This is a genomic window from Streptomyces lanatus, from assembly GCF_014655715.1.
Classification (GTDB): domain Bacteria; phylum Actinomycetota; class Actinomycetes; order Streptomycetales; family Streptomycetaceae; genus Streptomyces; species Streptomyces lanatus.
Map to the genome: position 1 here is coordinate 449,413 of NZ_BNBM01000003.1, position 19,099 is coordinate 468,511.

General features: G+C 74.0%; 7 protein-coding genes. All 7 read right to left on the reverse strand.

Translation table 11 applies throughout. The features are described from left to right. Positions 1-7 precede the first annotated feature (7 nt). The 7 genes from IE325_RS11060 to IE325_RS11090 are packed head-to-tail and all read right to left on the reverse strand — an operon-like array spanning position 8 to position 19,098. Positions 8-763 carry a thioesterase II family protein gene (locus IE325_RS11060; RefSeq protein ID WP_190069610.1) on the reverse strand — a complete coding sequence of 252 codons (756 nt, stop codon included), beginning with the start codon at positions 761-763 and terminating at the stop codon, positions 8-10. Beyond that, the gene (locus IE325_RS11065; protein WP_190069611.1) at positions 760-2,781 is read right to left on the reverse strand and encodes a beta-ketoacyl synthase N-terminal-like domain-containing protein; all 2,022 of its coding nucleotides are present in this window, start codon (positions 2,779-2,781) and stop codon (positions 760-762) included. The genes IE325_RS11060 and IE325_RS11065 overlap by 4 nt, the downstream gene beginning before the upstream one ends. Further along, positions 2,778-5,987: a non-ribosomal peptide synthetase gene (locus tag IE325_RS11070; RefSeq protein WP_190069612.1), complete on the reverse strand. Its 3,210-nt coding sequence runs from the start codon at positions 5,985-5,987 to the stop codon at positions 2,778-2,780. Before IE325_RS11070 ends, IE325_RS11065 begins: the two co-directional genes overlap by 4 nt. Then, a complete protein-coding gene (locus IE325_RS11075; protein WP_190069613.1) occupies positions 5,977-9,849 on the reverse strand; it encodes a non-ribosomal peptide synthetase in 3,873 nt (1,290 codons plus the stop codon). Before IE325_RS11075 ends, IE325_RS11070 begins: the two co-directional genes overlap by 11 nt. Next, positions 9,849-14,516, reverse strand: coding sequence for a non-ribosomal peptide synthetase (locus tag IE325_RS11080; RefSeq protein WP_190069614.1), 4,668 nt, complete (start codon positions 14,514-14,516; stop codon positions 9,849-9,851). Before IE325_RS11080 ends, IE325_RS11075 begins: the two co-directional genes overlap by 1 nt. Beyond that, positions 14,513-15,568, reverse strand: a complete 1,056-nt coding sequence (locus IE325_RS11085; protein ID WP_190069615.1) for a MupA/Atu3671 family FMN-dependent luciferase-like monooxygenase — start codon at positions 15,566-15,568, stop codon at positions 14,513-14,515. Before IE325_RS11085 ends, IE325_RS11080 begins: the two co-directional genes overlap by 4 nt. Beyond that, positions 15,559-19,098 (reverse strand): non-ribosomal peptide synthetase, encoded by a 3,540-nt coding sequence (locus IE325_RS11090; protein ID WP_190069616.1) that lies wholly within the window; start codon positions 19,096-19,098, stop codon positions 15,559-15,561. Before IE325_RS11090 ends, IE325_RS11085 begins: the two co-directional genes overlap by 10 nt. Position 19,099: the final 1 nt, after the last annotated feature.

The window sequence follows — 19,099 nt, forward strand, 5'->3', positions numbered from 1 at the left end:
CGCCCCTTCACAGCACTCGCGACGCCACGAACTCGACCAGCTCCTCCTTTCTCGGGTTCAGATAGAAGTGGTTCCCCTCGAAGGCCCGGACCTCCAGGCCCTTGGTCGTCACGTCCGACCACGCCGACAGGTCCTCCACCGCGCACGCGGGATCGCGGTCGCCCCCGCAGGCCGTGATGGGAACGTCCAGCCGGTGCAGCCGGGCCGGGCGGTGTCCGGCGAGGAGGCCGAAGTCGGCACGCAGGGACGGCATGATCAGCTCACGGAGCACCGGGTGCTCGTAGACCGCGGCGCCCTCGGGATCCAGCAGGCGGACGTGGTCCAGGATCTCGGTGTCGGACGGCGTCGGACGCGGCGGGAGTTCCTGCGGCAGGCGGGGCCGGGTCCGGCCCGACACGATCAGCCGGGTGAGCGTGGGGCCGGGGGTCTTCTCCAGCCGACGGGCCACCTCGTAGGCCACCGACGAACCCATGCTGTGGCCGAAGAAGGCCAGCGGCAGATCGCCGCCCGCCAGCTCCTGCCGCAGGGCGGCCGTGAGGGCGTCCGCCAGCTCCTCCATCGTGGTCGCGCACGGCTCGCCCAGCCGGTCCTGGCGGCCGGGGTACTGCACCGACAGGACCTCGATCTCCGGCGGTGTCAGCGCCGCCCAGCCATGGAAGGCGTTCGCCGCTCCGCCCGCGTGCGGAAAGCAGACGAGGCGGATCCGGGCGCCGGGCGCGCTCGTGCCCCTGAGCCAGCGTTCGCGGGTCTCGGGGACGGTCATGACTCCGCCTCGAACTCGGTCAGGAGCGCGTCCAGGGCGCCGTCCCCCTCGCCGTTCTGTTTCGTCTCCACGATGCGGTTCGTCATGTCCTTCAGTGTGATCGGTTCCAGGAACAGCTGGATCGGTACGTCGATGTCCAGTTCGTCACGCAGCCGCCCGGCGAGATGAACGGCCGTCAGCGAGTCCCCGCCCGCCTCGAAGTACGTCCGCTCCAGATCGGCGGCACCGCTCAGATCCAGCGCTTCGATCACCAACTCGGCCACTCTGGTCTCCAGTTCGTTCGCGGGCGCGGGCGATCCACCCTCCGCCACCGGCCCGCGCAGTGTCAGAGCGCCATGGCTGCCGCCCGCGAACGGGTACGTCGGCAGCCCCACCCGCCGCACCTCATCGCCGAGCGCCGGCCAGGTCACGTCCTCGCCCCGCAGCCATGCCTCGCCCAGGGGATCGGTCACCGTGTCCCGGTGGCCCTCGGCCCGTGCCGTGAGCCGGTCCGACGCCTCCCGTGCGTCGGTGGCCACGACATAGCCGCGTACGGGCATCGCGACCCGGCCGGTGCGCAGTGTGTGCGCGACATCGGACAGGGGCGGGGCGTCCGACGCGCGCAGCCGCGCCGCCAACCGGTCGGCGAGGACGGCCAGTTGGGGTGCCGAGCGGGCCGAGAGCGGGAGTACGACCGGGTGGGCGGCGGCGTGCGGACGCGGGGGTCGCTCGGGGGCCTCCTGCACCACCACGTGCACATTCGTGCCGCCGATCCCCACCGACGTGACGCCCGCCAGCCGGGGCAGGTCCGGCCCGCCCGGCCACTCCCGCGCCTCGGTCACCAGCCGCAGCGGCGAGTCCCGCAGGGCGGCGACCGGGCTGGTGACATCCACGGTCGGCGCCAGAGTCGTGTGCTCCAGCATCAGGATCGTCTTGATCAGCGCCGCCGCACCGGCCGCCGCGTCCGCGTGCCCGATGTTCGACTTCACCGAACCCAGCGCGATCTCGGTGCCGGTGCGCGCACCGAACGCCGTGCTCGCCGCCTCCAGTTCGATCCGGTCCCCGAGTTCCGTCCCGGTCCCGTGTGCCTCCAGGTACTGCGCCGCCGAGGGATCGAGACCCGCCGCCGCCCACGCCTCCGTGATCGCGGCCGTCTGCTGGTCCACGCCCGGCGCGGTGAACCCGACCTTGCCGGAACCGTCGTTGGTGACCGCCGTACCCCGGATCACCGCCCGCACCGGATCACCGTCGGCCAGCGCGTCCTCCAGCCGGCGCAGCACCAGCACGCCCACCCCGCTGCCCGGCACCGTGCCGGCGGCCTTCTCGTCGAAGGGGCGGCAGCGGCCGTCGGGCGAGAAGATCCCGCCCTGGTAGTGGACATAGCCCTGTCTGCGCACGCTGCCGATGGACACCCCGCCCGCGAGCGCCGTGTCGCACTCGCCGAGCAGCAGGGCCTGGGCGGCGAGATGGACCGCCGTCAGCGAGGTCGAGCAGGCCGTCTGGACCGTCATGCTCGGGCCGTCGAGACCGAGGCGGTAGGAGATCCAGGGCGCCAGGAACTCGCGGTCGGTGAGGATACGGACCTGAAGCGCGCCGATCGCCGCCGCCAGCGCCGGATCCGTGCCGGCGGCCAGGGCGTGCTCGGTCGGGCTGCCGCCGACGTAGACGCCGGTGCGGCGCGGCGCGTTCAACGGGGCGTACCCGGCGTCCTCCAGCGCCGACCAGGCCGTCTCCAGCAGCACCCGGTGCTGTGGGTCGAGCGCCGCCGCCTCGGTGCCGTTGAAGCCGAACAGCTCGGCCTCGAAGCGGTCCGCGTCCACGAGCCGACCCTGCGCGGGGACATACGCCGGATGGGCCGTCTGCGCCGGGTCCGCCCCGTCCGCGAGCAGTTCCTTCTCGGTGAAGGTGGAGAGGGAGCAGACCCCGTCGCGCAGATTGGCCCAGTACGTGTCGAGGTCGGGGGCGCCGGGGAAGCGTCCGCTCATCCCCACGACGGCCACCGCGGACTCCAGTTCGTGCTCGGCTGTCTGGGTCGTCATCGCGTCGTGCCCTTCCTGGAACGGAGCTTGTGCAGGGCCGCCCGCCGGTCGCTGCCGCGCCGGGCCGCCTCTTCGAGGGGTGTGGTGTCCTCGGCCGTACGGTCGAGATGGGCCGCCACGGCGGCGACCGTCGGATGCCGGAACAGATCGACCAGGGTGAGGTCCCGGTACTCCGGGTGGTCCTGGAGCGCGGCGAGCACGGCCAGCAGCCGTACCGAATTGCCGCCCAGGTCGAAGAAGTTGTCGTGGACGCCGACCCGGTCCAGGGTCAGCACCCGCTGCCAGACCCGGGCCACGCGCCGCTCGGCCTCGGTGCCCGGTGCGGCGTACGACTCGCTCAACTCGGGTCGGGAGGAAGGGGGTTCGGGGAGCCGGGACCGGTCGATCTTGCCGGAGCGGTTGAGGGGCAGTTCCGGCAGGCGTACGAAGACCTCCGGGACCATGTAGCCGGGGAGCCGCCCGGCCAGGTGGGCGCGCAGGGCCGTGTCCGGGACATCGGCGGTGGTGACGACATACGCCACCAGCCGCTGCTCGGCGCCCTTCCCGCGCACCGTCGCCGCGGCCACCGTGACATCGGGGTGTCCCGCCAGCAGGGCCTCGATCTCGCCGAGTTCGATGCGATAGCCGCGCAGCTTCACCTGGGAGTCGCCGCGGCCGAGGTAGTGCAGGACGCTGTGCGCGTCGACACGGCACAGATCCCCGGTGCGGTACATCCGGCTGCCGGGCGGGCCGTACGGGTCGGCGACGAAGCGCTCGGCCGTCATACCGGGCTGGCCGATGTAGCCGCGGGCCAGCGTGGAACCGGCGACGTACAGCTCGCCGGTCACCCCGACCGGGGCCGGGCGCAGATACCGGTCCAGGACGTAGGCGCGGGAGCCGGGGACGGGGTGGCCGATCACGACCGGTTCGCCCGGGCGCAGTTCGGCGGTGGTGGAATACACGGTGGCCTCGCTGGGGCCGTACGCGTTGACGATCCGCCGCCCCTCCTCGCCGAGCCGCTCCACCAGCTCGGCCGGGCACGCCTCCCCGCCGACCGCGAGCGTGCGCAGCTCGGGCAGTGCGCCCGGGGTGCGGGGGAGCGTCATCGCGGCGGACGGCGGCAGGAACACGTACGTGATCCGGGAGTCCCGCAGCCGTGCCTGAAGCGCCTCACCGAGCCGCTCGTCCTCCCGCGCGATGTGCAGCTCCGCGCCCGCGACCCAGGGGAAGAACAGATCGGACACGGCCACGTCGAAGCCGAACGACACGAACTGCAGGACACGGTCCGTGCCGGTCACCGGGAACGCCGGGCGGACGTTCACCGCGAGATTGTGCAGGGCCCGGTGCTCCACGGCCACGCCCTTGGGGACGCCGGTGGAGCCGGAGGTGTAGAGGACGTAGGCGAGGTCGTCGGGGGTGCACTCCACCGGGGCGAGCGCCCGGGGAGCCGGGTCGGTGTCCTCGTCCACCCGTAGCTCCGGTACGTCCGTCCCCGCCAGGCCCGTCGTTCCCGCCGCCGTCAGCAGCAGCGACGTACCCGAGTTGGCCACCATGTAGGCCAGGCGGGCGGGCGGGTGCGCCGGGTCCAGCGGGACGTATGCGGCGCCCGCCCGTAGGACGGCGAGGGCGGAGATCGCCATGTCGGCGCCACGGGGGAGCAGGAGGCCTACTCGGTCTCCTCGGCGGATGCGGTGGGTTTGCAGCGTGGCTGCCAAGTGGTCGGCACGGTGGAGGAGTTCGCCGTAGGTCAGGCGCAGGTTGCCGCATACCAGTGCTGTGGCGTCCGGTTGTGCGGCGGCGTTGCCTGCCACGAGGTCGGGTACGAGGGTCTCCGCGGGCGCCGTGCCCCTTTGGGGCGCTATCAGCCGGGCTCTCTCCGACTCCGGCAGCATGTCGATCCCCGACAGCGGAACCCCCGGACGCTCCAGCACCCCCTCCAGCAGCGTCTCGAAACACCGCACCCACCGCCGTACCGTCTCCGCCTCGAACAGCGCGCTGCGGTAGATCAGATACGCGGCGAGATCGTCCCCCCACCGCTCGACCTGGAGATGGAAGTCGAACTTGGCGGTGTCCAGGCCGACATGGACCCGTTCGACCTGCGCGCCCGCCAGCCGCAGGGTCAGTTCGGTGTCGTCGTCGTAGCCGAAGACCACCTGGACGACGGGGTCGTGGCTGATCTCGCGCGCGGGGGCGAGTTCGTCGACGACGGCCTCGAAGGGGGCGTCCTGGTGGGGCTGGGAGTCCAGCAGCGCCGTGCGCAGGCGGTCGATCAGGTCGGTGTACGACGGGTCGCCGGAGAGGTCGACGCGCAGGGCGAGGGTGTTGGTGAGCATGCCCACCATGTCCTGGAGCTCGGGGCGGTCCCGGCCGGAGACGGGGAAGCCGATCACCAGGTCCTCGGCGCCGGAGAGCCGGCTGACGAACGCGGCGTACGCGGCGAACAGCGCCATGAAGGGGGTGGCGCCGCGTGAGCGGGCCGTCTCGGCGACGCGCTCGCGGGTCCGGACCGGGAGGGTGAAGCGTTCGGTGCCGCCCGCCGCCGTGCGGACCGCGCCGCGCGGCCGGTCCAGGGGCAGGGCGACCGTCTCCGGGGCGCCGCGGAGCCGCTCGGCCCAGTGGGCGACCGACGCGGCGTACTCGCCGTTCGCCTGCCGTTCCCGCTGCCAGGCGGCGAAGTCCGGGAACTGGAGGGCGAGTTCGGGAGGCGTGTGCCGCAGGCCCTTGGTCTCGTTCTCGTACCCGGCGGCCAGCTCGCGCAGCAGTACGCCCAGCGACCAGCCGTCGCACACCAGGTGATGGGCGACGAGCAGGATGCGGTGGCTGCCGTCGGTCAGGGCGTACAGCGTGCAGCGCAGGAGCGGGCCGGTCGTCACGTCGAAGGGGCGGGCCGCCTCCGCGCGCATCCGGGCGTCCACGTCGGCCGGCGGTACGCCGTGCTCCACGAGCGGCTCCACCCGGCCGGTCGCGGACACGATCTGGAGCGGGACCCCGTCGGGGCCGGTGCGGAACACCGTGCGCAGGGACTCGTGCCGGGCGGTCAGCGCGTCCAGGGCGCGGGCGAACGCCGCCGCGTCGAAGGGGCCGTGCACGGCGAACGCCGCCGGCACGTGGTAGGTCGCGGCGCCCGGGTCCATATGGTCCAGGACGAGCAGCCGGGCCTGCGCGTCCGAGGTCGGGAACTCGTACTCCTCGTGCTCCCCGACCGTGCCGATGTCGTCAGCGGTCATCTGTCTGTGCTCCGTCCCCCGTACGATCCCGAGCCAACACGTCCTCCACGGCCGAGCCGATCTCGCCGGCCGGGCCCGGCGTCAGCACATCGCTGTGCCCGCAGTCCAGTTCGTGCACCTCCACCCCGGCCGCGCAGGCCGCCCACGCCGCGCGCTTCTCCTGAGTCGTCGCCTCCGGGGCGCGGGTCGCGGAGAAGAGGGTCACCCGGCCGTCGTACGGCGACGGCCGCCAGGCGCGGGCCAGCTCGATGTACCGCTCCATGGCGTCGACCAGGGTGTCCAGGCGCTCCTCGTCGAGGTCGGCGAGGAGCGCGCTGTGCGCGTGGACACGGGCGACGACCTCGGCGCGGTCCAGCGGGCCGGGCCCGGCCGGTGTGCCGGGCAGCGCGTTGCGCAGCAGGTTGGCCAGCGCCGTCCGCTCCACCACCGCCGGGTCCAGCGGCACCCGGGCCACCTCGGGCGGCTTGGGCATCGCGTCCAGCACGGCGACCAGGGCGACCCGCTCACCGGCCGCGCGCAGCCGCACCGCCAGCTCATGGGCGAGCGGCCCGCCGAAGGAGCGGCCGAGCAGCAGATAGGGCCCGTGCGGACGCGCCGATCGGATGAGCGGGACATAGCTCTCCGCCAACTCGCCGAGCGTGTGCGGGAGTTGGCCGCCGCTCAGCACCGGCGTCTGGAGCGCGTACACCGGCCGCCCGGGTGCCAGGTGCGGCAGCAGCGCGGCATATCCCCAGCCGAGGCCCAGCCCCGGGTGCAGACAGAACAGCGGGGGCAGATCGCCCTCGCGGCGCAGGGCGAGCAGCGGGGCGTACGCGTCCTCGGCGTCCTCCGCGTCCCCGTTGGGCTGTCCGACGGCCAGGCGGGCGGCGAGCGCGGCCGGTGTCGGCGCCTCGAACAGCGTGGCGGGTGAGACCCGGGTGCCGAGCTCCGTCCGGATCCGTGCCGTCAGGCGCAGGGCGAGCAGCGAGTGACCGCCGTACGCGAAGAAGTCGGCGTCAGGACCCAGCGCGGACACCCCGAGCACCTGCGCGAACAGTGCGCACAGCCGTTGTTCCCACCCGGGCCGGGCGATCCGCCCCTGTCCGTGGTGCGCGTGGTCCGGCTCGGGGTCGGGCAGCGCCGCCCGGTCCACCTTGCCGTGCGCGGTGAGCGGCACGGCGTCCAGGGCGGCCCAGGCCGTCGGCATCAGATGCGCGGGCAGCGTGCGCGCCGCATGCTGCCGTACGAGGTCCAGGTCGCCGCCCATGACATAGGCGACGAGCCTCCTGCCGCCGTCCGCCCCGGGACGTGCGGCGACCACCGCCCGCTCCACGCCGGGGCAGGCGGCCAGGGCGGCCTCCACCTCGCCGGGCTCGATCCGGAAACCGCGCACCTTGACCTGGTCGTCGGACCGGCCCATGAACTCCAGCTCACCGCCAGGGAGCCGGCGCACCAGATCGCCCGTGCGGTACATCCGCGCGCCGGGCGGCCCGTACGGGTCGGCGACGAAGCGCTCGGCGGTCGCGCCCGGACGGTTCAGATACCCGTGGGCCAGCCCGCTGCCGGACACGTACAACTCGCCCACCGCTCCGACCGGCACCGGGCGCAGGAGGTGGTCGAGGACATGGGCGCGGGTGTTGTCCAGGGGCCGTCCGATGGGCACGGACGCGCCGACGTCCCCCGTCACCGGGTGGGCCGTGGCGAACACGGTCGTCTCGGTGGGCCCGTAGCCGTTGACCACCCGGGTGCCGGGGCAGTGCTCACGCACCCGCCGCACCGCCTCGGGCGCCAGCACGTCCCCGCCCGCCCACACCTCATGCACGGCGCCGAGCACCTCGGGCGCGATCTCCGCGACGGCACGCAGCAGTTCGGCGGTGAGCCACAGCGCGGTGACCCGCGTCTCGGGCAGCAGCCGCTTGAGGAGGTCGGGGGTGACAGGACCGGGCGGGGCGACCACGACCGTGCCGCCGTTCAGCAGGGGCACCCAGGTCTCGTAGGTGGCGGCGTCGAAGGTGTGCGGGCTGTGCAGCAGGACCCGCCGGTGCCCACCGCCCGCGAAACGGCTGTCGGCGGCGAGCTCCACGACGGCCCGGTGCGGGGTGACGATGCCCTTGGGCTCGCCCGTCGAGCCGGAGGTGTACATCACGTAGGCGGCGGACTCGGGGTGTGCGAGCGTAGGCGGGGGAGTGGCGGAGTCCGGACCGGATGGCGTCAACACCCGTACATCAGGCGGCAGTTGTACGTCCGTGACGGCTATCGCCACCTCCACCCGGGCCGCCTGCGTAAGCGCCGCAAGCCGTGCCGCCGGTGCCGCCGGATCCAGCGGCAGACAGCACCCGCCCGCCTTCAGCACCGCCAGCTGGGCGACGACCATGGACACCGACCGCGCCAGCGGCAGCGCGACCGTGTCGCCGGGCCGCACTCCCGCCTCCCGCAGCCGCCCCGCCAGTGCGGCGGACGCCGCGTCGAGGTCGCCGTACGTCAGCACCTCGCCGTCGCAGTCAACGGCCGGCGCGTCCGGCGTACGGGCCACCTGCTCGGCGAAGCGCCCGGGAACGCACCGCGCGCGCGGCGCCGGACGGACCGGTCCCCCGGCCAGGGCGAGCAGTTGCCGCCGCTCCTCCTCGGGGAGGACGTCGAGCCGGTCGGCGGGGACGCCGTTCGCGGAGGTCAGCGACTCGAAGGCCTGCACCAGACGGGCGCCGACCGTGGCCGCCGGGATGCCCCCGCGGCAGCTGACCCGCAGCAGCATCCGTTCCCCGGCGACCACGGCGATCGTCACCGGGTAGTGCGTCGCGTCCCGTGTCTCGACCAGCTCGACGGCTGGAGCGGGGCTTCCTTCGGGGCGCGGGAAGTTCTCGAACGCCAGGACCGTGTCGAAGAGTTCGCCCACCCCGGCCGCGCGCTGCACCTGCGACAGCCGCACATGGTGATACGGCGCCAGCCGCAGCTGCTCCTCCTGCACCCGGGCCAGCAGCTCGTCGACGCCCTCCCCGGGGCGCAGTCCGATCCGCACAGGCAGCGTGTTGATGAAGAGCCCGACCATGCGCTCGACACCGGGCAGATCGTGCGGCCGCCCGGAGACGACCGCGCCGAAGACCAGGTCCGCGGCGCCGGTCAGCCGGGCCAGGACCAGCGCCCAGGCGGTCTGCGCCACGGTGTTGACGGTGACGCCCGCGTCCGCCGCCCGGCGGGAGATCGCCGCCGTCAGCCGGGGGGTCAGTTCGATGTCGAGGGTGTCCTCCGGGCCCTGCTGCACGGACGGCAGCGGCGCCGGTCGGGTGAGCCCGTCCAGCGCGTCCCGCCAGGCGGCCTCCGCACGTTCCTCGTCCTGGCCCTTCAGCCAGACCAGGTACTGCTTGAAGGGCACGGCGGGCGGCAACTCGCCGTCCCCTGCCGTCAGCGCCTCCAGGTCCCGCGCCAGCAGCGGCAGCGACCAGCCGTCCAGCAGGATGTGATGGAAGGTCAGCAGCAGCTCGGCGCCCTCGTCGTGCCGGACCAGCGTGGCCCGCACCAGCGGCGGACGGGCCAGATCGAACCGCCGCCCCCGGTCCTCGGCCATCAGCCGGGCGACCTCCGCCTCCGTCTCGCCCGGCGTCCGCCCGGTGCGGTCGATCTCCGTCCACGGCGTCCGCACCGCGCGCGGGATCACTTGCACCGGCCGGTCGACGTGCTCGTGCCGGAAGCAGGCCCGCAGCTGCGGGTGCCGCTCCAGCAGCGCGGCCACCCCGGCCCGCAGCGCCTCGGACGTGGTGTCCGGGCCGGTGCGGAAGCGGGCCTGCACCAGATAGGGGTCGGGACGCTCAGGATCCCGCAGGGCGTGGAAGAGCAGGCCCTCCTGGGCGGGTGAGAGCGGGAGTACGTCCGCGATACGGCCGCTCATCACAAGCCCCCTTCTTCGTCGAGACCGAGGTCCAAGTCCCCTTCGAGGAGGGCGAGTTGGTCAGAGGACAGGTCGACCAGTGGGAAGTCGGAGCCGGTGTGGCCGCCCGTGCCGTCCCGGCGGGTGTGCTCGACCAGGACCTCTACGGCCTCGCACCACAGCCGGGCCAGCTCCGACGCCTCGTCCTCGTCGAGCACGCCGCGCGCGTACGAGAACCCGGCCTTCAGACACAGCCGCCCGTCGCCGCGCTCCACGACGACCGCGTCCACCTCCACCGCGTGCCCGAGCGGAAGGGCGTCGGCCGCCATGCCGAGCAGCTCACCGTCGGCCGTGTCGCCGCCGGAGAACCGGCCCAGGTAGTTGAAGCGCAGGTCGGGCACGGGCAGTGCGGCCAGCTTGGGGGCCGTGTCCGGGTTGAGGTACCGCAGCAGGCCCCAGCCGAGACCGGCCGAAGGCACCGCCCGCAGCTGCTCCTTGACCTCCTTGAGGGCGTCGCCGGCCGCGTCCCGCGCGGGCGCCCAGAAGTCCGGGCCGAGCGCGTCGCCCGCGTCCAGCCGGACCGGGTGCTGGGTGGTGAACCAGCCGACGGTGCGCGAGACATCTGCGGCCGTGGCCAGCCCCTCCCGGCCGTGCCCCTCCAGATGGACCAGCAGGCCGGTGCCGTGCTCCCGGCGCCGTACCGCCGCAGCGGCCAGCGCGGTCAGCAGAACGGCATCCGGGCCGCAGTGGAAGGCCTCCGACACCTCGGACAGCGCCGCCTCGGTGACCTCGGGCGTCAGCTCGACGGTGACCACGGCACGGGGCGCACCGGCTCCCCGCCCGCCCGCGATCCGAGCCTCGGGACCGCTCAGCATCCCCTCCCACCACACGGCCTCCACATCGGCCAACTCGGCCCGCACCGCCTCCCGGGCCAGCAACCGCGCCCACCGAGCGAAGGACGTCCCCGGGGCCTGCGGCAACGGCTCCCCGGCCAGCCCGGCGGCCAGCTCGGGCCCCAGCAGCCGCCAGGACACCCCGTCCACGGCGAGATGATGCACCGTCAGCACCAGCGAACCCTGCTGCCCGGACCCCGGATCCAGCCAGATGGCCCGCAGCATCTCGCCCCGCTCCGGGTCGAGCCGTACCGAGGCGGCCAGTTCCCCGGGATCGACTCCGGCGGGCACCTGGACCCGCTCGACGGCGACATCCGGCACCGCCTCGGGAATCTCCAGCTCCCCTTCGACCAGCCGTATCCGCAGCACACCGTGCCGCTCCACCAGCCCCCGCACGGCCGCCCCGACCCGCTCCGGGCCCACACCGGACGGCACCGGAAACACCGTCGACTGCGTGAACGCCGTCGCGTCCCCGCCCTGTTCACGCCACCACCGCATGACCGGCGTGAGCGGGAACCGCCCCGTGCCCTCGTCGGGTCCCGCGTCCACCGCCTCCCGCGCGGTGAGCGCGAGCGCGGCGGGCGTACGGGCCGTGAACACCTCACGCGGCGTGATCCCGAGCCCCGCCCCGGAGGCCCGGCCCGCCAACTGGATCGCCATGATGCTGTCGCCGCCCAGCCGGAAGAAGTCGTCATCGGCACCCACCCGCTCGACGCCCAGCACCTCCTCGAACAGGCCGCACAGAACGACTTCACGAGCCCCCTCAGCGACCCGCCCCCGCGCCCTGTCACCCGGCACGGGCAGCGCCGCCCGGTCCACCTTGCCGCTCGGCGCCAGCGGCAGCGCGTCCAGCACCACCACATCGCCCGGCACCATCGCGGCGGGCAACCGCCCGGCGGCGTACGCCAGCAGCACGTCCGGCACGGGCGCGGAGCCGTCGCCGCCCACGACATACGCGACGAGCCGCGGCCTGCCCGGCCGGTCCTCCCGTACGACGACCACGGCCCGCCCGACCGAGGGATGCCCGTCGAGGACGGCCGCGATCTCACCCGGCTCGACTCGATGGCCGCGGATCTTCACCTGCTCGTCGGACCGCCCCAGATACTCCAGCTGCCCGTCGTCCCGACGCAGGGCCAGATCCCCGGTGCGGTACATACGCGTGCCGGGCGCCCCGTACGGATCGGCGACGAACCGCTCAGCGGTCGCCCCCGCCCGCCCCACATAGCCGTACGCCACCCCCGGCCCCGCCAGATACAGCTCCCCGCACACCCCCGGCGGCACCGGCCGCAACCGATCGTCGAGTACGTATGCGTGCGTGCCCGGCAGTGGGGCACCGATGGGCGGCGGCGTACCGTCACCGGTCAGCGGCCCGGAGACGGTGGCCCCGACGGTGTACTCGGTGGGCCCGTACGCATTGTGGAACCGCCGCCCACCGACGGCCCACCGGCCCACGAGCTCCGGCGGACAGGCTTCGGCACCCACGGCCAGCGACCGCAGCTCCGGATACTCCCCGGCGGGGACGGTCGCGAGGACGGACGGCGGCAGCAGCGCGGCACTGATGCGCCGGGTGGTCAGCACATCCGCCAGTTCCTCCCCGACGACCGGCCCCTCCTGCGGCACGACCAGCGTCCCGCCCGACCCGAACGCCATGCACATCTCACCCACGGAGATGTCGAAGGCGGGCGAGCCGAGTTGCAGGACTCTGCTGTCCGGGGTCAGCGCCAGGGCGTCCACGAGGCCTTGGGCGAGGGCGGCGAGACCGGTGTGGGGGACGAGAACGCCTTTGGGACGCCCGGTGGACCCGGAGGTGTAAATGACGTACGCAGGGCTCAACGCCCCCAAGGGGCGCGGGGCTGTATTTGATTTGCGGCTACCGCCGCGTGGGCGCGACCAGCCACGACCGAGCGGCAGATGACCGACAACCTTCCCCGCCGAATCCACCCTCAACGTCGACACATCCGTATCGACCCGAACCCCCCGCTCCCCCACAACCACCAGCACCGGACCCACATCCGCCAGTGCCATAGCAACCCGCTCCGCCGGATACTCAGGATCGACCGGCAGATAAGCCGCCCCCGCCCGCTGCACAGCCAGCAACGCAACCGTCATCGCGGCCGTACGCCCAAGCGCCAGCGCGACAACGCGACCGGGCCCCACCCCGCACTCGGCGAGAACCGCGGCCAACTGCTCCACCCTGCCCACCAGTTCGGCATACGTCAGGGAGACCCCCTCGGCCTCCAACGCCGCCGCCCCCGGCGTCCGCGCAGCCTGCCGGGCAACGAGATCCGGCAAAGCAAGAGGCTCAGGGACAGGCCCACCGCCCTCGCGCCGCAGGCCTGCCGCCGCCCGGGACACCAGCCCCACCTCGACCAACGGCACCTCGGGCTCAGCCGTGAAGCGCCGAAGCAGCTCCAGATACGCATCCGCCCAGTGCCGCACGGCCCCCGCGTCGAACAGCGCCGTACGGATCTCGAAGCTGCCGTCCATCGCACCGGTGCCGTCACCCGCGTCCCGGACGATGCCCACGAGGTCGTGCTCACCACCGGTGTGGATCCGCTCGGGCTCGCTGAACTCCCGGAGCGCGGCCACGCTCCGCTGCTGGGTGAGGTGCATGAACACCCACTGGAACAGCGGCGAGCGCCCGGCGCTGCGGTCGGGCGCCACGGCCGAGACGATCCGCCCCACGGGCACATCCGCGTTGGCCATCAGCTCGGGGAAGTCGGCCGCGAACCTGGCCAGTACATCGGCGAAGGAGTCCTCGGGCCGGATCCGCCAGCGGGTCGGGATGGCGTTCATGACGTACCCGATGACCCGCTCCAGGCCTTTGGCGGCCCGGTTGGCGGTGGGGGTGCCGAGCACCATGTCGTCGGCGCCGGTGAGACGGTGCGCGAGGACGGCGAAGGCCGCCATCAGGACGACGTAGACGGAGGCCCCGCGCTCACGCGCCAACGCCCGTACGGCCCCGGCGGTCGCGGCGTCCACGCGGAACGGGATCTGGGCGATCTCCTCCGAGGTGCCCGCGCGTGCCCCGGGCACGGTCAGCGGCCCCGGCGGCTCGGCGAGATAGCGCCGCCAGAACGCCAGCCGCGCCTCGAAGACCCCGGCCTCCTCCAACTCGCCCTGCCAGGAGGCGAAATCGGCGTACTGGATGGCAGGCCGGGTGAGCGCCGTCCCCGCCGCGGCCGAGCGCAGCGCCCGGTGGGCGTCGGCGAACTCGGCCTGGAGCACGTCGAAGGACCACCAGTCGGCGATGACATGGTGCAGGCTCAGCATCAGCGTGGTCCGCCGGTCGTCGACGGTGACGAACCTCGCCCGCATCAGCGGCTCGCCCGCCAGGTCGAAGGGGCGGCGCCGGAAGGTCTCGAAGGCCTCGGCGATGGTGGTGCCGGTGCCGCGCAGATCCTCCCGCTCCAGCCGGAAGCGCTCCTCGGGCGGGAAGGTGACGCTCAGCGCGCCCGGCTCGCCCTCGATACGGGCCCGCAGGATGTCGTGGTGGGCACGGACCAGGGTCAGCGCCCGCTCCAGCAGCTCCGGTTCGACCGGGTCGTCGAAGTGGTAGGCGCAGCACAGGTTGAGCGCGGGGGTGCCGGGATACAGCGACTCGTACACCCACAGGTCCTCCTGGGCCGGACTGAGCCGCACCGGACCGTCCCCGTCGCGCGGCGGCACGACCGCCGGGACCAGCCCGGCCTGCCCGGACTCCACCAGCCGCCGCATCAGCCGGACGCGCTGCTCACCGCTGAGCGCGCTGAACCGGTCCGCCATGGACGCGCCCGCGCCCGAAGCGCCGCTCACGCCACGTCCTCCCGCAGTTCCGCCAGCCGGTGCAGTCCGGCCAGCACCTCCTCGCGGCCGAGGCCGAAGTCCACGAAGCAGGCGACCTCGTCACAGCCAAGCTCGCGCAGATCGGCCAGCATCTTCCGGCAGGTCCCGGCTGAGCCGAGCAGACTGCCCCAGGTCAGATAGCGGTGGAAGGCGAACTCGGCGAGCAGCGCGGTCTGTTCCTCGGTCAGCTCCGCCGTGGCCGGGTCGGCCGTGCGGTTGGCCGTGGTCTGCCGTACGTACGACTGCAGATAGCGTTTCAGCGGTACGGACGCCAGCCGCCGAGCCTCCTCGTCGTCGGCGCCGACGAAAGTGTGCGCCATCAGCGTCACCCGGCCGTGCGCATCGGTGCCGCCCTGCTCGGGCGCCGCGGCGCAGGCCTCGCGGTACCGGGCGATCTTCTGGGCCAGCTCCTCCCGGCTCTGCCCGACGGTCGCCCCGAGCACCCCGGTGCGCAGACTCCCGGCCGCCTCCCAGGTCGCCGGGTTGCCGGAGCTGGTCAGCCACAGGGGCAGGGTGTCCTGCACGGGGCGGGGCTGCGGCCGGACGGTGACCGGGGTGCCGGTGCCGTCGGTGAACTCGGCCGGCTCGCCCGCCCACAGCCGGCGCAGCAGCGGGATGTCCCGCAGGGTCCGCTCGCGGCGGTCCTCGTAGTTGCCGGGCGCGAGCACGAAGTCGGCGGAGTGCCAGCCCGTGGCCGCCGACAGCCCGATCCGGCCGTGCGAGAGGTTGTCGACGACCGCCCAGTCCTCCGCGATCCGCAGCGGATGGTGCAGCGGCAGGATCACGCTGCCCGCCCGGATGTTGATCCGCTCGGTCGCCACCGCGAGCGCCGCGCTGAGCACCGGCGGACTGGGGAACACCTGCCCCACCTGCTGGAAGTGCCGCTCGGGCGTCCAGATCGCGTGGAAGCCGAGCCGGTCGGCGGTGCGGGCCACGGTGAGGATGTCGTCGTAGGCCTCGCTGTGCCGGGGTCCGTCGTCGGTGGGTGTGTCGGCGCCGAAGAACATCACGCTCAGGTCCATGGCACCTCCTTCTGCGGGGTGTCGGTGCGGTTCTCGCGGCCGGGCTGTCTGGGGACGCGGGGCCGGCGTGGAATGGGTGCCGGTGCGGCGGGGGCCTCGGCCGGTGCCCGCTCCAGTTCGGCGGCGAGGGCGGCCACCGTGGGCGAGGTGAACAGCTGGGCGGCGGTGACGGTGCGCCCGGCACCGGTGAGGCGGGCCGCGACCCGCACCGCGCGCAGGGAGTTGCCGCCCAGCCCGAAGAAGTCGTCGTGCGGACCGATGCCGTCGACGCCGAGGACCTCGGACCAGACGGCGGTGATCTCCCGGTGCAGTGCCGGGTCCGCCGCGCTGCCCTCGGCACGCGCGGGCACGCGCACCGCGTCCCGGGCCGGGTCCGCGCGCCGGGGCGGCTCGGGCAGCGGGAGCCGGGACAGCGGCAGATCCGGCTCGGCCGCCGCCGCGCACAGCGCCTCGACGACCGCGTCCGCCAGCCACCGCACGAACTCCGGCTCCAGACACGACGCCCGGTACTCGAAGACCAGCGTCATACCGTCCGGCGCGCCCGACGGACCGTGGTCGTCCGCCACGTCCACCAGCAGCTCGAACCGCGCCGTGCCGGTGCGCACCGGCTCCACTCCGGCCTCGGCACCGGGCAGCTCCACCTCGGCGCGGGCGTTGTTCTGCAACGCCAGCACCACCTCGGTGAACGGCTGCCGCCCGGGCGGCCGTACGGGACCCAGCGCGTCCACGACCTCCTCGAACGGCACGTCCTGGTGGGCGAAGGCGCTCAGCGCCGTCTCCCGGACACGGGCGAGCAACTGCCGGGCCGTGGGATCGCCGGAGGCGTCGGTGCGCAGCACCAGCATGTTGACGAAGAACCCGACGACGTCCTCCACCGTGCCGTCGTGTCCACGCCCAGCGATCGGCGACCCGACCGCCAGATCCTCACCGGCCCCGGCCCGCACCAGCGCGGCCGCGAGGGCGGCATGCAACGCCATGAACAGCGTCGCCCCCTCCGCCCGCGCCACCTCCACGACCCGTGCGTGCGCCTGCGCGTCCATCCGCCGTACGACGGTGACGGCGTCCCGCCCCGGCACGGCGGGGCGTTCCGCCCGGCGGGGGAGCAGGGGCCCGCCAGGTGCCAGGTCGGCCAACGCCTTGCGCCAGAAGGCGAGTTGCTCCGCCGCGAGCGAGCCCGGATCATCCGCCCGGCCGAGCCGTTCGCGCTGACGGCGCGCGAAGTCGGCGTACGGGACGGGCAGCGGGGCGAGCCGCGGCGCGGCACCGGAGGCGCGGGCGGCGTAGGCCCGCGACAGGTCCCGGAACAGCGGGGGCAGCGACCAGCCGTCGCCCGCGATGTGGTGCAGCACGAGCAGCAGGGCGTGCTCACCCGGCCGGTCCTGCACGCTGAACAGCGCGCCGTGCAGGGGAAGTTCGGCGGCGAGGTCGAAGCGGTGCCGAGCGGCTTCGGCGACGGCCTGCGCCAGCCCGTCCGACCGTACGTCGACCTGCCGCAGCCGGGGCCGGGCCTCATCCAGCACCCGTTGATACGGCTCCCCGTCGCGCTCCTCGAAGACGGTACGCAGCACCGACTGCCGCACGGCCACATCCGCGAGCGCCGCCCGAAGGGCCCCCGGATCGACCTCGCCGCGCAGCCGCACCAGCACGGGCAGGGTGTAGGCGTTGCCCGCGTCGACGCGGTCCAGGAACCACAGACGGCGCTGCGCGTACGAGAGCGGCAGCGCGGACCCGCCCGGCGAGGGCGCGGGTGCCGAAGCCGGGGCGTCCCGCTCCGCCTTCTCCACATATGGCACCAGCGCCGCCGGAGTCCGCGACTCGAACAGCGTCCGTACGCCGACCCGCGCACCCAGCGTCAGCTGGATCCGGCCCAGCAGCCGGGCCACCATCAGCGAGTTGCCGCCGAGCGTGAAGAAGTCGTCCTCGGGACCGACCGACGCCACCCCGAGCACCTCGGAGAACAGCCCGCACAGCGCCTCCTCGACCTCCCCCGAAGGCTGCCGCGCGGTCGCCGACGCGAGTGAGCCGGTGACCGGGCCGGGCTCCGGCAGGGCGGCGCGGTCCAGCTTGCCGTTGGGGGTGAGGGGCAGGGCGTCCAGCAGGACGAAGGCGGCCGGGACCAGATAGTCGGCCAGCACACGGGCGGCGTACTCGCGCAACTCGCCCTTAGAGAGCGGTCGTTGACGAGGTACGACATAGGCGACGAGCCGCTTGTCGCCGGTGGCGTCGGGACGCGCGACCACCGCCGCCCGCACGACCCCCGGATGACCGGCCAGGACCGTCTCCACCTCGCCCGGCTCCACCCGGAACCCGCGGATCTTCACCTGGGAATCGGCCCGCCCCAGATACTCCAGCACCCCGTCGGGCCGCCGCCGCACCAGATCCCCGGTGCGGTACATCCGCTCACCAGGCGGCCCGTACGGGTCGGCGACGAAGCGCTCGGCGGTCAGCCCGGGTCTCCCGCGGTAGCCGAGGGCGACGCCCGCCCCGGCCGTGTACAGCTCACCGGTCTCGCCGTCCGGTACGGGGCGCAGCCGGTCGTCCAGCACCCTCAGCCGCTTCCCGGCCAGCGGACGCCCGATCGGCACCGGGCGGCCGTCGCGCACCTCCTCGGCGGTGACCGGATGGACGGTCAGGAAGACCATGCCCTCGACCGGGCCGTAGCCGTTGCTGAGCCGCAGCCCGGGGTGGCGCTCCAGGGCGCGGGCCGCGTGCGCGGGCGACAACGGCTCGCCGCCGACGATCAGTTCACGTACTCCGGCGAGGGCCCGCGGGTACTCGTCGACGATCACATGGAAGAGGGAGGCGGAGAGATAGAGGGAGGTGACGGCGTGCCGTTCGACCAGGCCGGCCATCACCACCGGGTCGGGGCGCTGCCCCGGATGCAGCACGCACAGGCCGCCGTTCAGCAGCGGACCCCACAGCTCCAGCGCGAACGCGTCCCAGGACACCGGGGAGCACTGCAACCACACCGCGCCGGCCCCGAAGGAGGCGAAGTCCTGCCCGATCAGGGTCCCGGTGATCGCGGCATGGGAGGCGACGATGCCCTTGGGGCGGCCGGTGGAGCCGGAGGTGAACATCACACAGGCGGGGTCGTGCGGCCGTACCTCCACCGTGCCGGGCGCGAGCGACTCGACCGCCTCGGCGTCCTCCACGGCCACCGACCCGACGGCGCCGATGGGCTGGTGGGTGCCGCGTCGGGACACGACCACGGTGACCTGCGCGTCGGCCGCCATGCCCCGCAGGCGTTCCGCCGGGAAGTCCGGGTCCAGCAGCACATGGGCGGCACCGGCCTTGAGCGTGCCGAGCAGCGCCACCACCATGTCGGCCGACCGCTCCAGAAAGACGCCCACCGCGGCGCCGGGCCGCGCGCCGCGCGCCCACAGCCGCGCGGCCAACCGGTCGGCACGCGCGTCGAGTTCGCCGTAGCTCAGCCGTTCGTCGCCGTACACCAGCGCGGTCGCCGCGGGTGTCCGCCGGGCCTGTGCCGTGAAGAGTTCATGTACCCCGTACAACGCCCCCGTTGCCCCCATC